Annotated in this window: 11 protein-coding genes; 10 read left to right on the top strand and 1 reads right to left on the bottom strand. The window is 60.3% G+C overall.

From position 1 onward, the window contains the following. The first annotated feature begins 210 nt into the window (after window positions 1-210). From CQ009_RS24335 to CQ009_RS24380, 10 genes are all read left to right on the top strand, one after another. Window positions 211-717: a sigma-70 family RNA polymerase sigma factor gene (locus CQ009_RS24335; RefSeq protein WP_064390295.1), complete on the top strand. Its 507-nt coding sequence runs from the start codon at window positions 211-213 to the stop codon at window positions 715-717. Beyond that, on the top strand, window positions 714-1,670 hold the full coding sequence (locus tag CQ009_RS24340; protein ID WP_105708958.1) for a FecR domain-containing protein: 957 nt from the start codon (window positions 714-716) through the stop codon (window positions 1,668-1,670). The genes CQ009_RS24335 and CQ009_RS24340 overlap by 4 nt, the downstream gene beginning before the upstream one ends. A 139-nt stretch (window positions 1,671-1,809) precedes the next feature. Further along, a complete protein-coding gene (locus CQ009_RS24345; RefSeq protein ID WP_105708959.1) occupies window positions 1,810-4,731 on the top strand; it encodes a TonB-dependent receptor in 2,922 nt (973 codons plus the stop codon). Between the two features lie 270 nt (window positions 4,732-5,001). Then, window positions 5,002-5,478, top strand: coding sequence for an antitoxin Xre/MbcA/ParS toxin-binding domain-containing protein (locus tag CQ009_RS24350; RefSeq protein WP_177330956.1), 477 nt, complete (start codon window positions 5,002-5,004; stop codon window positions 5,476-5,478). Then, entirely contained in the window at window positions 5,475-5,978 is a 504-nt protein-coding gene (locus CQ009_RS24355) for an RES family NAD+ phosphorylase (RefSeq protein WP_064390292.1), read from the top strand. Before CQ009_RS24350 ends, CQ009_RS24355 begins: the two co-directional genes overlap by 4 nt. A gap of 118 nt (window positions 5,979-6,096) precedes the next feature. Beyond that, complete coding sequence (locus CQ009_RS24360) at window positions 6,097-8,751, top strand: TonB-dependent receptor (RefSeq protein ID WP_105708960.1); 2,655 nt, start codon at window positions 6,097-6,099, stop codon at window positions 8,749-8,751. Between the two features lie 226 nt (window positions 8,752-8,977). Further along, window positions 8,978-10,819: an extracellular solute-binding protein gene (locus tag CQ009_RS24365; RefSeq protein ID WP_105708961.1), complete on the top strand. Its 1,842-nt coding sequence runs from the start codon at window positions 8,978-8,980 to the stop codon at window positions 10,817-10,819. Continuing rightward, window positions 10,806-11,870 carry a microcin C ABC transporter permease YejB gene (locus tag CQ009_RS24370; RefSeq protein ID WP_064390289.1) on the top strand — a complete coding sequence of 355 codons (1,065 nt, stop codon included), beginning with the start codon at window positions 10,806-10,808 and terminating at the stop codon, window positions 11,868-11,870. Before CQ009_RS24365 ends, CQ009_RS24370 begins: the two co-directional genes overlap by 14 nt. Next, window positions 11,870-12,892, top strand: a complete 1,023-nt coding sequence (locus CQ009_RS24375; protein ID WP_105708962.1) for an ABC transporter permease — start codon at window positions 11,870-11,872, stop codon at window positions 12,890-12,892. Before CQ009_RS24370 ends, CQ009_RS24375 begins: the two co-directional genes overlap by 1 nt. Before the next feature lies 1 nt (window position 12,893). Further along, entirely contained in the window at window positions 12,894-14,468 is a 1,575-nt protein-coding gene (locus CQ009_RS24380) for an ABC transporter ATP-binding protein (RefSeq protein WP_105708963.1), read from the top strand. Between the two features lie 159 nt (window positions 14,469-14,627). Here CQ009_RS24380 and CQ009_RS24385 read toward each other — a convergent pair whose 3' ends face one another. Then, window positions 14,628-14,945, bottom strand: coding sequence for an SCP2 sterol-binding domain-containing protein (locus tag CQ009_RS24385; protein WP_007912567.1), 318 nt, complete (start codon window positions 14,943-14,945; stop codon window positions 14,628-14,630). Window positions 14,946-14,954 lie beyond the last annotated feature (9 nt).

A 14,954-nucleotide genomic window follows, 5' to 3' on the forward strand; every position in this document is an offset into this window, starting at 1 on the left:
AGGCGTGCACTCGTGACCAGGGTCAACGTTGTGTTGGCCAGCATTTCTGCGGTGATGAAAGGTGTTATGCAAAATAGTTTGTTTGTGATGATTTTTTATTCCTTCAAATGTTTTCGACGCTATTGCACAGTCGCGCCTGATCAGAGCCGGACGATCCCGGCAGAACGATGATTTTTCGCAGCGGGTGGACCCCGTTTCAGGGAGCAAGGCATGGGTGGGCATAACCCGCATTACCAGATCATTGGGCAAATGTTCCAAAAGGACTATCGCTGGCTGTGCGCGGCTGTCGGCCGCACGTTGGGTTGCCCGCACGGTGCGCAGGACATTGCATCGGAAACGTTTCTGCGGGTTCTGGCGCTGCCTGATCCAACGGCCATTCTTGAGCCGCGCGCACTGTTGACCACCATTGCCCGGCGCTTGGTCTATGAAGGCTGGCGTCGTCAGGATCTCGAACGTGCCTATCTGGAAAGTCTGGCACTGGCGCCGCAACCGGTGCATCCATCGCCAGAAGAACGCGCGCTGGTGATCGAGGCGTTGCTGGCGGTGGATCGCCTGCTCAACGGTCTGTCGGCCAAAGCCAAAGCGGCGTTTCTCTATCACCAGCTCGACGGTTTGACTTACAGCGAGATCGGCCAGCGTCTCGGCGTGTCGACCAGTCGCGTGCAGCAATACATGGTTGAAGCGTTCAAGCGTTGCTATCAGGCGATGCAGGCATGAGGCCCGACGAAACGCTGGTCGATGAGGCGGCGCAATGGATGGCGTTGTTGCAGTCGGGCGACGTCAGCCTCGGCGAGCGGGCGGCGTTCGATGCCTGGCGCGCGGCCGATCCACGGCATCAGCAGATCATCGAGCAAATGGGCGGTGGATTGAAACTGTTGCGCAATCCGAGCCTGAGTGGATTGCCACGCAACAGTCTGCTGCACAGTCTGAATGCGCCGTCGAGTCGTCGGCGTTTTATCAGCGGCAGTTTGAGCGTGCTCGGTGTTGCCGTGTTGGCCGGTTTGCTCGGTCGGCGTTACGGCTGGCTGCCCGAAGCGGGTGAACTGTCGACCGGCACCGGAGAGCGGCGCGATTTCACCCTGCAGGATGGCAGCGCGTTGACCCTCAATGCGCGCAGCCGGGTGGTGCCTTTGTTCGACAGCACTCAGCGGTTGCTGGCACTGCGCAGTGGTGAGTTGCTGGTCGACGTCGCCAAGGATCCGTCGCGACCGTTTGTGGTCGAAACCGAACACGGCCACATGCGCGCGTTGGGGACGAAGTTTCTGGTGCAGCAGGGCGACGATTCCACGCGTTTGGTGATGCTCCATTCGCAGGTCGAAGTGCTCACGGCGGGTGGCGCGCGGCAGGTGGTCGGGGCGGGTGAAAGTCTGACTTTCAACGCCGCTGGCGTGCTGTCCATGGAGCGCAGCAGAGGCTACGAAGGCGCCTGGACGCAAGGTCGGCTGGAGGTACGCGACCGTCCGCTCAGTGAAGTCATCGACAGCCTGCGTCGCTATCGGCGGGGCATTTTGCATGTCAGTCCGCAGGTCGCCGATCTGCGCCTGAGCGGTCTCTATCCGCTGGATGACAGTGACCGCACGTTGCAATTGCTCGAACGTTCGCTGCCGATCCGCGTGACTTGGCACAACCCCTATTGGGTCTCCATCGCCCCCCGCGCCAACCCCCTGTAAGCAGCTTTCAAGATCTGCGGCAGCGCGGTGCGTTCTATTCGGTTATAGGGATATGACTTCTTGGCCTAAATGCCGGCCTATAAAAAGCGCCGGCCCGCTGCTCATTCCCTGCAGATGCCTTCAACAGGGAAGCCCCTCGATGTTCTCATTCAAACAACAATTACCTCGACTGACCCTCGCCGCTGCACTGGCCATGGGTGTTGCGCCGTTGCCAGCACTGGCGCAGGAAGCCGTTGCGGCGGTGTTCACGTTCGACATCGCCAGCGGCCCGCTCGACGAAGTGCTGCTGGATATCTCGCGGCAGACCGGCGTGCCGATTTCCTTCAGTCAGGATCTCGTGCAAGGCAAGCGCAGCCCGGCGGTGCGGGGTGCCTTGGGGGGCCGGCAAGCGGTGGAAAAGGCCTTGCTCGGCAGCGGCCTGCACGTCGAGCAGAGCAATCAGGGTTTGAGCATTCGCGAAGGTGACGCTGCCGTACCAGTGCCAGCCAAAGTCACTGCCGTGGCGCCCGTCACCAACGCCGATTACCGCATGGAAAAAGTCACCGTCACCGGCTCGCGCATCGCCCGAGCACAGAGCGACGGCGCGACGCCGGTCAACGTCATCACCCATGAAGAAATGGAAGCGCGCGGCTACAAGAACGTCTACGACGCCTTGGCCACCCAGACGCAAAACACCGGCATGACCCAAGGCGAAGACTACGGCAACACCTGGCAACCGGCCGCCAGCGCGCTGAACCTGCGCGGCCTCGGCCCCAACCATACGCTGGTGCTGATCAACGGCCGGCGTGTGGCGGATTACCCCACGCCGTACGACGGCAAGGTCAATTTCACCAACCTGGCGAATATTCCTTCAGCGGTGATCGAACGCATCGAAATTCTCAGCAGCGGCGCCTCGGCGATCTACGGTTCGGATGCGATCGCCGGGGTGGTCAACATCATCCTCAAAGACAAGATCAACGGTGTCGACGTCAACCTCAAGGGCGGCACCAGCGAGCGCGGTGGCGGCGATAACCAGCGCTTGCAGATCAGCGGCGGCGGCAGTTGGGGGGATTTCGACGGCCTGTTCGGCCTCGAGCTGACCAATCGTGACCCGATCTGGGCCGATGACCGTGGCTTCATGCAAAGCGGCCCGTTGGCGGATGTCGGCTACCGCCGCGATCTGAGCAACAGTCGCTATCTCGGCCCGGGTTGCGGCGCCTATCAGGGCACGTTCGACAACAAGCTGTTCAACAGTGGCGGGCGTTGCCGCACCGATCAGATGTACAACGATTACTGGACCGTGCAGACCCAGAAGGAAAACTACGACGGCTACACGCGTGGCACCTGGCATTTCAGCGACAGCGGCCAGGTCTTCGCCGACTTGATGTACGGCCTTGACCATATCCAGAACAACACCCGTGGCCCGACCTTCACCTCGCCGGACTTCATCAATCAGAACAGCGGCAATCTTGAGCGCTGGTATCGGCGCTTCGGCGAAGAGGAAATCGGCGGGCGCACCAGCAATAACAGCAAGTGGCGCGACACGTCGTGGACCGGCACCCTCGGTCTCTCCGACAAGATCGCCGACACCGGCTGGAGTTACGATCTGGCAGCCAATCGCTCGGAATATCGCAGCGTCAGGACCACCCGTTATACGCCGCTATCATCGATCCAGGATTTTTACCTCGGTCCGCAGTTGGGCGTGAGCGGCGGTTATCCGGTGTTCGCCCCGGATGCCTCGCGGCTCGACCGGCCGCTGACGCCGCAGGAATGGCAGCAGTTTCGCGGCAACCTGACCCAGAGCAGCAAATCGGTGTCGACCAGTTACAACGCTTCGGTCAATGGCGATCTGTTTGATCTGCCGGCCGGCCCGGTGGGGTTTGCCGGTGTGCTGGAGGCGGGCAAGCAGGAATACCGCGTCGACCCGGATGACGGCCTCAACGATGGCAGTTTCTACGGCGTCAGCCCGGCGCAAAGCTCCGGTGGCTCGCGCAAGCGTTATGCGGCGGGCGGCGAGTTCAGCATTCCGGTCACCGACACCGTGCTGGCCACGGCGGCGGGGCGTTGGGATCAGTACAAGTTCAGCGGTCGCACCGAGCAACAGAAAACCTACAACCTCGGTCTGGAGTGGCGTCCGGTGACCAGCCTGTTGCTGCGCGGCAGTTACGGCACCAGTTTCCGCGCGCCGGACCTCAACTACATCTATCAATCCGACAGCAACGGTTACTACCCGGCGCAGATCGACTACTACGGTTGCAGCCAGGGCGTGGAGGGCGCCTGTGATCGCGGGCGGGTGGATTACACCCAGAGCGGCACCGCGAATCTGGAGTCTGAACGGGGTAAATCCTGGACGTACGGGTTTGTCTGGTCGCCGTCGCGCAACTTCGATTTCTCTACTGATTTCTGGCGTGTGGAGATCGACGATTTGCTGACCACCGTCGACGAAAACCGTTTGCTGCAAGAAGAAAACGAATGTCGCAATGGCATCCAGGACATCAACTCGGCCAATTGCCAATCGACCCTGGCACGCATCGATCGCAACGCCGGCAACGCGGCCATTGATCCGAACCAGTTGCAGCGCGTGCGAGTGAATGCCATCAACGCTGCCAGCGAACGTGTCAGTGGCCTGGACTTCAAGAGCAACATCCGCTGGGGCGCCGGGCAATACGGCGCCTTCAGTTCGGCGCTGGGTTACACCCTGGTGCTGTCGCATTACTACAAGGAGTCGGACGAAGCACCGACCCAGGATTGGCGCACCTCGCGCACCAACTACGACTGGCGCAGCAAGGTCAACGCCAGCCTGACCTGGGATTATCAAAAAGCCACGGCGACGCTGATGGGCATTCGCTACGGTTCGGTCACCAATGGCGCAGGGGACGGGCGTTTGTCGCCCTGGACGGTGTTCAACGCCAGCGCACGTTACAAACTCAATGATCGGGCGAGTGTCGGGCTGACCGTGAACAACCTGCTCAATCAGGTTAAACACGATGAGTCGGCAGGCTGGCCGTACTACCCGACCGGCAACTATGACCCGTACGGGCGGCAGTGGTGGCTGGATGTGAGTTATCACTTCGGCGGCTGAGGGCAGGCATCTCGCGTTTACGTCCTACGGAAAATGGCGGGTTTTGCGGCAAGCAGGGGATTTTTCCGACGACCTTTTCAGGTTGGTCGTCGGAAGCGCGATCTATAGCATTGGATCTGACATTGAAGTCGCTGAGCAGCTTGAACGCTCAGGCTCCCAGATAAAGGATCGATTATGCGTACCCCACTCATTGAGCATGAAACCTCTGTTTATTCCCTGCGCAACTTCTGGATCGACGATCGCGCCAGATGCCCCATGGAGGATGTCGCGATGTCCACAGCAAAAGTGCCCCGGCTGACGGGGCTGAAGAAGGTCGCGGGCAAGCCTGTCGAGCTACTCGTGAACGGCCAGGACCTCGGTGACGACGCCATGCTGATTGTCCGCCTTACCGAGGAGGGCTTTGAGCTGAGCGACGTCGTCAACATGCTTTCAACTTCCGAAATGTACCTGCGCGAAGACATGGTCAAACGCATCACCGGCAGGTCTGTCAGAACCGTGCAGCGGCTGTTGAAGGAAGGCAAATCGATACGGCTCGACTCACAGCAGAGTGTTGTCGCCTACCAATATGCGCTGGTGCTGGAGATGGCCACTCGTGCGTTCGGGGGGCTGTCACAGGCGGAAATATGGATGCAGAAATCCATCCCTTACCTTAACGGCTACGTGCCGTTGGCGTTGACTCACCATCCGCTGGGTTTCCAGATGGTCGAGCAATACTTGTGTCGGGTTCTGTATGGGGGTTACCCATGAATCCTTTGCCCTGGGACGGTCACTGGTATGGCTGGCGCCTGGATCAGGAGGCCTATGGAGATACGTGGGACAGCGGGATGGGTTCAAAACTGAAGGGCGGTCGATGGAATGCGCCTGGCCGGCGAGTCGTCTATGCATCTGTCGACCCGTCCTCGGCCATTCTGGAGGTGGCGGCCAATAATAGTTTTGATGCACTGGACAGAGAGCCATATGTGCTGACGTGCTTTGAAGTCATCCGCGATGCACGGGTCAAAGTCGTTCAGCCTGAAGAGGTACCGAATCCTTACTGGTTGAGTCCCGCGTGGCCGTCGCCCAATCAACAGCGGTTTGCCGACGCTTTACTGGATGAGCATCCGTTTGTCCTGATTCCCTCGGCGGCAACCCGCCACTCGTGGAATCTGCTGGTGAGCTGCGACCTGGCAGCGGGGCAGTTCAAGATGGTCTCTCAAGAACGTTTTGGCCTGGATACACGGTTGCTGCGGGAGATGGCATCGGCTTGATATGGAGGCATGGCATTCTTTGCATAACCTCAGCACCCAACAGTCTAAGTCGCCCTCTATAAATCCTTATTCGTCATTGCACATCCCTGCATAAACCAAAACGCAGGGATGGCTGTTCATGATTCAGTTTTCACCCGTCAAATCGCCTTTGAGCCTGGCCTTGCTGCTGGCTATCAACACGCTGCCGGCCATCGCCGCTGACAGTTCGGCAAACGAACCCACGACCCAGCTGCAACGGGTGGAAGTCACCGGCACGGCAATCCGCCGCGTCGATGCCGAAACCGCAGTGCCGGTGACCATCCTGCGCGTCGAAGAGTTGCGCGAGCAGGGCGTCACCACCACCGAGGAGCTGGTCAGCCGGATATCCGCCAACCAGTCTTCGGTTGGTTCCGGTCGCTCGGTAGGGTCGAGCAGTGGCGGCGCGTCGTATGCGGATTTGCGTGGCATTGGCCCGAATAAAACCCTGGTGCTGCTCAACGGCCGGCGTCTGAGCAACAACGCCACCAATGCGATCAACGGCTCGGGTGTCGATCTCAACACCATCCCGTTCGCCGCCATTGACCGTGTCGAAGTGCTGCGTGATGGCGCCTCGGCGTTGTACGGCACCGACGCGATTGGCGGGGTGATCAACTTCATCACCAAGACCAGCCTTACCGAAGGGCAGATCAGCACCAACTACGTCACGCCAACCCATTCGGGGGGCGGTGAAAGCCGCAACTTCAGCGGCAGTTGGGGCTTCGGTGATTTGCAGGAGGATCGCTTCAACGTGTTTGGTGTGGTCAGCTACGACAAGCAGCAACGCCTGGCCGCTGAGGATCGCGGCTACACCTACAACTATCAGCCCAACCGCGGACTTGATTACACCTCCGGCACCGCCTCGCCGGCCAACTGGAGCCAGGGCAGTAACGCCACCAACCCTTTGGCCGGTTCCGGTTGCAACGCACCGGGTTTGCTGGCGCGCAACGGCATCTGCCGGCAGAGCCTGTGGAACTACCTCGATCTGGTGCCGGAAACGGAGAAGACTTCGGCCTTCGCCAAAGCCACCGGCAAGCTGTCGGACGATCACAACGTCAGCCTCGAATACTTCTGGGCGCAAAACGAAAACCGCACGCAAATCGGCCCAGGCACGTTGATGGGTAATCAGGTCAATCCCGGCACGGCGTTCTATCCGGGCAACGGCATCACCCCAGGGCCGAACGGTTTTGCCCTCGACCCGACGCAACCGGTCGATGTGAACTGGCGCGAAACCGCCGTTGGCGCGCGTCAGCACGAAGACGACAACACCAGTCAGCGCTTGCTGCTGAGTTTCGACGGCACGCTGGTCGGCTGGGATTACAACCTCGGCGCCTCGTACAACCAGAACAAAGTGGTCAACAGCATTCAGGACGGTTACGTCAACGACCGCGCCGTCAGTGCCGGTATTGCCAATGGCGTGATCAACCCGTTCGGTCCGCAGACGGCTGCCGGTTCCGCGCTGTTGGCGGCCAACGCGGTGGACGGTGATTACGCCACGGCGGTAGGGCGAGTGAAGGCCATCGACGGGCGCATCAGTCGTGAAATCGGCGACTGGTTCGGCGCCGGCCCTTCGGCATTGGCACTGGGCGGCGAGTATCGCAAGGAAGACTTCCATCAGGATTTCGCGCAATTTGCCGGCGACGTGCAAAGCCTTGGTGTTGATCCGAACGGCAGCGTTGCCGGGGATCGCAGCGTTTCCGCCGAGTACGCCGAGGTCAATGTGCCGGTGCTCGACAGCCTCGAACTGTCCGCCGCCGTACGCCACGACAAGTACAGCGACTTCGGCAGCACCACCAATCCGAAATACTCGTTCCGCTTCCAGCCGTTCAAGGAACTGGTGGTGCGCGGTGCCTACAGCGAAGGGTTCCGCGCACCGTCGTTGTATGAGCTGTACAACCCGACCTTTACCAGTTTCACCAATGCCAACTACAACGATCCGCGCTTGTGCGCTGGCGGCAATCCGAGCAATGGCGGCATAGCCAACCGTGACTGCGCGCAGCAGTTCAATCGCACCAGCGGTGGCAATACCGATCTGAGCCCGGAAACCGCACGCAACGTCACCCTTGGCTTTGTCTACCAGCCGTTCGAACGCCTGAGCGCCGGGCTGGATTTCTGGTGGATCGACATCGCCAACCAGATTGCCGAGTTTCCGGAATCGGCGGTGTTCGAGAACCCTGAGTTGTACCCGGATCGCCTGGTGCGCAAGCCGGATGGCTCCATCGATCATATCGTCACCGGCCTGGCCAACCTCGGCAAGATCAAGACCAATGGTGTCGATGTCAGCTTCGATTACCGCTTGCCGAGCACGCCGTACGGCAATTTCGGCATCGGCCTGCAAGGCACTTACGTCACCCGCTATGACTACCAGCAACAACTCAAGGGCGACTACATCGACAAGCTCGGCGATTTCCGTGGCGGTGACTTTGCGTCGGCGGGTGCCGTGGCGCGCTGGCGCCACAGCCTGACCGGCAGCTGGAACTACGGCCCGTTCGGCGCGGCCCTGACCAACCGCTACACCAGCGGTTACCACGACTCCGATCGCGACACCCACGATTACGTCGGCTCGTACAACGTCTGGGACTTGGCCGGCACCTACACCTGGCGCAAGACCCTGAGCGTGACCCTCGGCGCGAAAAACCTGTTTGACCGCGAACCACCGTTCAGCAACCAGACGTACACGTTCCAGAGCGGCTACGACCCGAAATACAGCGACCCGTTTGGCCGGACGCTGTACACGCGGGTCAGTTACAAGTTCTGAAAATTCTCAGAGATGGCGGGTTTTAGTCACCGATTGATCTAAAGCCTGCCCTATAAAAATCGCCGGCCTGTTGCACATCACAGGTAGGCAGGATGTGTGGTGACTGTTCCGGCGTTATCGCGAGCAGGCTCACTCCTACATTGGATTTGTGTTCACCGCAGACCTTTGTAGGAGTGAGCCTGCTCGCGAAGAGGCCAGTAGCAACACCGTGTAAAAGGATCTGCCCATGTTCTCAAGGCTCATTTTATTCAGCGCTTTCGCGCTTTTGACTCCGTTTAGTTGGGCCGCCCCGCAACCAGCGTTAACGGTGTACGGCGAACCCGCCAAATATGCCCCCGACTTCCAGCACCTGGCCTACGCCAACCCCGACGCGCCGAAGGGCGGCAGCCTGCGCCGGTCTTCCTTGGAAAGTGGCCCGTTCGACCACCTGATTCCTTACATCGACAAAGGCACCGGCGTGGCCGACATCGATGGCTGGCTCTACGCGCCTCTGGCCTATCGCAGCAAGGATGAACCCTACAGCGTCTACGGTCTGGTGGCGCAGCAGATGGAGCTGGATCCGGATCGCCGCTGGATACGCTTCTACCTGAACCCGAAGGCGCGTTTCGACGACGGCACACCGATCACCGCCGAAGACGTGCGTTACACCTTCGAGCTGTTCACCACCCAGGGCAGCCTCAAATACCGTCAGCAGTTTCGCGATGTCGCTGAAGTCGTTGTGGAGTCGCCGACGCAAGTGCGCTTCCTCTTCAAGAACAGCGACAGCCGCACCTTGCCGCTGGACCTGGCGACACTGCCAGTGCTGCCCGAACATTGGTGGCGCACCCGCGATTTCGCCGAGGGCGGTGGTTTTGAGATCCCGCCGGGCAGTGGCCCGTATCGCATCAGCGCGGTGGATGCCGGGCGCAGCGTGAAATTCCAACGTGTGCAGGACTGGTGGGCCAAGGATCTGCCAATCACTCGGGGCTTGTACAACTTTGATCAGTTAAGCGTGGAGTTCTTCGCCGACACCGACGTGTCGCGGCAGGTGTTGAAGGCTGGCGGATTCGATTACAACCGCGAGTTCTCCGCCACCAGTTTCACTATCGGCTACGCGGGGGCTGCGCTGGAACAAGGCAAATTGCTCCGTGAGCATCTCGCACCGGGTGCTGCGCAAGGCGCACAGGGCTTTGTGTTCAACCTGCAGAAACCGCCGTTTCAGGATCGTCGCGTGCGCCAGGCGATCGCCATGCTCTGGGATTTCGAATGGAGCAACCGGCAAATGATGCGCAGCATGTACCTGCGCCAGCGCAGCTTCTTCTCCCACAGCGCACTGGCGGCCACTGCATTGCCGGATGCCGAAGAGCTGAAGATTCTTGAGCCGTTGCGCGGGCAGATTCCCGATGAAGTGTTCACCACGGTGTTTGAAGCACCGAAAACCGACGGCAGTGGCAATATCCGCGCCGAACAATTGCAGGCACTGAACCTGCTGGAGGCCGCTGGCTGGAAACCCCAGGGCGATCAGTTGGTGAACGCCAATGGCGAGCCTCTGCACTTCACGTTTCTCAACGGCCAGAAAGGTTTCGAACGGTTGTTGTTACCGTTCAAACGCAACCTGGCACAGATCGGCATCGGCTTCGATATCCGCCAGGTCGACACCGCGCAATACACCAACCGCGTGCGCAATCGTGACTACGACATGATCGTTGCCGGTTATCCGGTGAGTCAGGCACCGGGCCGGGAGATGTTCAATTACTTCGGCTCCGACGGCGCCGACGATCCTGGCTCGAACAATTACATGGTGTTGCGCGATCCGGCCGTCGATGCACTGCTCGAAGGGCTGGTGCAGGCCGACAATCGCGAGAGTCTGCTGCGCCATGCTCATGCGCTGGATCGGGTGTTGCAGTGGGGCTATTACTGGGTGCCTAACTATTACCCGCCGGGAATTTCCACGGTGTGGTGGAACCGCTTCGGCCGTCCGGCGATTGCGCCGCTGTATGACGCCGGCCTCGACACATGGTGGGAAATCAGCCCGACCGCACTGACCACAACGCAGATGCACAAGGAGTACGGCCATGTGGGGTTATAGTCTGCGGCGTTTACTGCTGATCGTGCCGACCTTGCTCGCGATCCTGCTGGTCAACTTCGTTATCGTGCAAGCCGCACCCGGTGGCCCGGTCGAGCAGGCCATTGCGCGCTTGCAGGGGATTGGCGTGGGGGCCGCAGTGGGTTCCAGCCATGTCGAAACCGTCGGCGGCGAGTCTCGCGCCACCCGGGGGCTGGACCCGAAACTGGTGGCTGATATCGAGCGTCAGTACGGCTTCGATAAACCCGCCAGCGAGCGCTTGTGGCTGATGCTCAAAAGCTATGCGCAACTGGATTTCGGCCAGAGTTTCTTTCGCGGTGCCAGCGTCACCGAATTGATCTGGCAGAAACTGCCGGTGACCGTGTCGCTGGGCCTGTGGGCGACGCTGATCACCTATCTGGTGTCGATTCCGCTGGGCATTCGCAAAGCCGTGCACAACGGCTCGGCGTTCGATGTCTGGAGCAGTGTGGCGATCATCATCGGTTATGCGCTGCCGGGATTTCTCTTTGCGCTGCTGCTGATCGTGGTGTTTGCCGGTGGCACGGCGCTGGACTGGTTTCCGGTGCGCGGACTGGTCTCGGACAACTTCGCCGAACTGTCGCCGTGGGCCAAGGTGGCCGACTATTTCTGGCACTTGGTGCTGCCGGTGACTGCCTTGGTCATCGGCGGTTTTGCGACCTTGACGATCCTCACCAAGAACAGCTTTCTCAACGAGATCTCGCGACTGTACGTGGTGACCGCGCGCGCCAAAGGGCTGAGTCAAAGGCAGGTGTTGTACGGCCATGTGTTTCGCAATGCGATGCTGCTGGTCGTCGCCGGTTTGCCGCAAGCGTTGGTGACGGTGTTTTTCGGCGGCTCGTTGCTGATCGAAGTGATCTTTTCCCTCGATGGTCTCGGCCGTCTCAGTTACGAAGCGGCGGTCGCGCGCGATTACCCGGTGGTGTTCGGCTCGCTGTTCATCTTCACCCTGTTCGGCCTGCTGATAAAACTGCTCGGCGACCTTTGTTACACGCTGGTTGACCCGCGTATCGACTTCACCGCGAGGGCTGCCTGATGCTGACGTTATCTCCAATAGGCCAGCGTCGTTGGGCGCGTTTCAAAGCACATCGGCGTGGCTGGTGGTCGTTGTGGCTGTTCCTCGCGCTGTTCGGCCTGAGCCTCGGCGGTGAGCTGGTGGCCAATGACAAACCGCTGCTGGTGACGTATCAGGGCGACTGGTATTTCCCGGCGTTCAAGCGCTACACCGAGCAGGACTTCGGCGGTGAGTTGCCGTTTCAACCGGACTATCGCAGCGCGCAGGTGCGGCAATTGATCGAGGGGCAGGGCGGGCGAATGTGGTTTGCGCCGATTCCGTTCGCGTTCGACACGGTCAATTACGACCTCACGGAGCCGGCGCCAAGTCCGCCCAGTGGCGACAACTGGCTGGGCACCGACGATCAGGCGCGCGACGTGCTGGCGCGGGTGATTTTCGGCACGCGCGTGTCGCTGTTGTTTGCCTTGGCGCTGACCGCGGCGAGTGTGCTGATCGGCATCGCCGCCGGGGCGTTGCAGGGCTACTACGGCGGTTGGGTCGATTTGATCGGTCAGCGCTTGCTGGAGGTTTGGTCGGGGCTGCCGGTGTTGTACCTGCTGATCATTCTGTCCGGGTTTGTCGAGCCGAATTTCTGGTGGTTGCTGGGGATCATGGCGCTGTTTTCCTGGTTGAGTCTGGTCGATGTGGTGCGGGCCGAGTTCCTGCGCAGCCGTGGCCTGGAATATGTGAAAGCGGCACGCGCGCTGGGTGTGGGCGATGCGCAGGTAATCGTTCGACACATTCTGCCCAATGCCATGAGCGCCACGCTGACCTATCTGCCGTTCATTCTCACCGGCGCGATTGCGACCTTGTCAGCGCTGGATTTTCTCGGTTTCGGCATGCCGGCCGGCAGTGCTTCGCTGGGGGAGTTGATCGGTCAGGGCAAGAGCAATCTGCAAGCACCGTGGCTGGGCTTGACCGCGTTCTTTGCCTTGGCGCTGATCCTTTCACTGCTGGTATTCATCGGCGAAGCCTGCCGCGATGCGTTTGATCCGAGGACTTGAGATGCCTGAACATCTGATCGAAATACGCGACTTGCGGGTAGCGTTCAATGGCCAGCCCGTGGTGCACGGCATCGACCTCGATATCCGCCCTGGCGAGTGCGTTGCTCTGGTTGGGGAATCCGGCTCCGGTAAATCGGTGACGGCGCACAGCATTCTGCAATTGCTTGACCCGACCATCACGCGGATCGACGGCAGCATCCGTTATGCCGGCGAGGAGCTGCTAGGCGTGCATGAGCGCTACTTGCGGCAATTGCGTGGCAACCGCATCGCGATGATTTTTCAGGAGCCGATGAGCTCACTGAACCCTTTGCACACGATTGAGCGGCAACTGGGCGAAAGCCTCGCGCTGCACAAGGGGTTGGCCGGGGCGGCGGCGCGCCAACGGATTTTGGAACTGCTGGAATTGGTCGGCATTCAACATCCGCGCGAGCGGCTCAAGGCCTATCCGCATCAACTCTCGGGCGGTCAGCGACAACGGGTGATGATCGCCATGGCGCTGGCCTGCGAGCCGCAGTTACTGATTGCCGACGAACCGACTACCGCGCTGGACGTGACCGTGCAACGCAAGATTCTGCTGTTGCTCAAGGAGCTGCAAGAACGGCTGGGCATGGCGCTGCTGATCATCAGTCATGACCTGAATCTGGTGCGAAACATCGCTCAGCGGGTGGCGGTCATGCGCGGCGGTCTGATCGTCGAACAGGCGTCGTGTGAACAGTTGTTCAGTGCGCCGCAACATCCTTACAGCATCGAATTGCTCAACGCTGAACCGGGTGGCGAAGCGTTGTGCCGGGCGCCTGCGGAGGACGTGCTGGAGGTGCGTGATCTCAATGTGCGCTTCCGTTTGGGCGGCGGATGGCTGCGCGCGAAGTCGTACTTGCACGCGGTCAATGGCATTGATTTGAATCTTCAGCGCGGCAAGACCTTGGGGATCGTCGGCGAATCCGGTTCCGGCAAGTCGACGCTGGGCCAGGCGATTCTGCGTTTGCTGGATGCCCAAGGCAGCATCCGCTTTCAGGGCGAGGCGCTGGAGCAGTTGAGCGGCAAGCAACTCAGACCGCTGCGCAAACGCCTGCAAGTGGTGTTTCAGGATCCGTTCGGCAGTCTGAGTCCGCGCCTGTGCGTGGAGCAGATCATCGCCGAAGGTCTACAGGTGCATAGCGATTTGAATGCCGCTGAGCGCGAACGGGCAGTGATCGATGTGCTGCGTGAAGTCGGCCTCGACCCGGCTACTCGCCATCGCTATCCCCACGAGTTTTCCGGTGGTCAGCGGCAACGCATCGCCATCGCCCGGGCGCTGGTGCTCAAGCCCGACTTGATCCTGCTGGATGAACCGACGTCGGCACTGGATCGCACGGTGCAGAAGCAGATTGTCGCGCTGTTGCGGCGTTTGCAGGCGGAGTATGGCTTGACCTATCTGTTCATCAGCCACGATCTGGCGGTGGTGCGAGCACTGGCGCATGACTTGATCGTGATGAAGGACGGTGAGGTGGTGGAGCGTGGCGAGACGAATACGCTGTTTCATGCAGCGCAGCATCCGTATACCCGAGAGTTACTGGCCGCTTCGTTCACCGGGTAACCCTGTAGGAGCTGTCGAGTGAAACGAGGCTGCGATCTTTTGACTTTGCGTTCTAAAAAAACAGGGTCAAAAGATCGCAGCGTGCCGCAGCTCCTACAGGGCTGAAACGCAAGAATCCCGCCACAGGGGGCGGGATTCTTGTGTCACTGAACGTCGCTGTTACGACGGGAACAGCTCGGACAGTTTCATCGACAGCATCATGTCGCCTTCAACGCGCAGCTTGCCGCCCATGAAAGCCTGCATGCCGTCGGTTTCGCCGCTGACGATACCTTTCAGGGTTTCGCTGTCCAGCACCAGTGTGCAGTTGGCGTCCGGGTTTTCACCTTCCTGGATGTCGCAAGTGCCGTCTTTTACGATCAGCGAGTACTGCTTGTCTTCGTCGGTGATGTTGAAACCGAAGACCAGATCCAGGCCGGCAGCAGCGGCTGGGTTGAACTTGGCTTGCATTGCTTTTACGGCATCGGCTACGGAGGTCATGGTTCGATC

The sequence above is a fragment of the Pseudomonas sp. MYb2 genome (genome assembly GCF_002979955.1).
In the GTDB taxonomy this organism is placed as follows: domain Bacteria; phylum Pseudomonadota; class Gammaproteobacteria; order Pseudomonadales; family Pseudomonadaceae; genus Aquipseudomonas.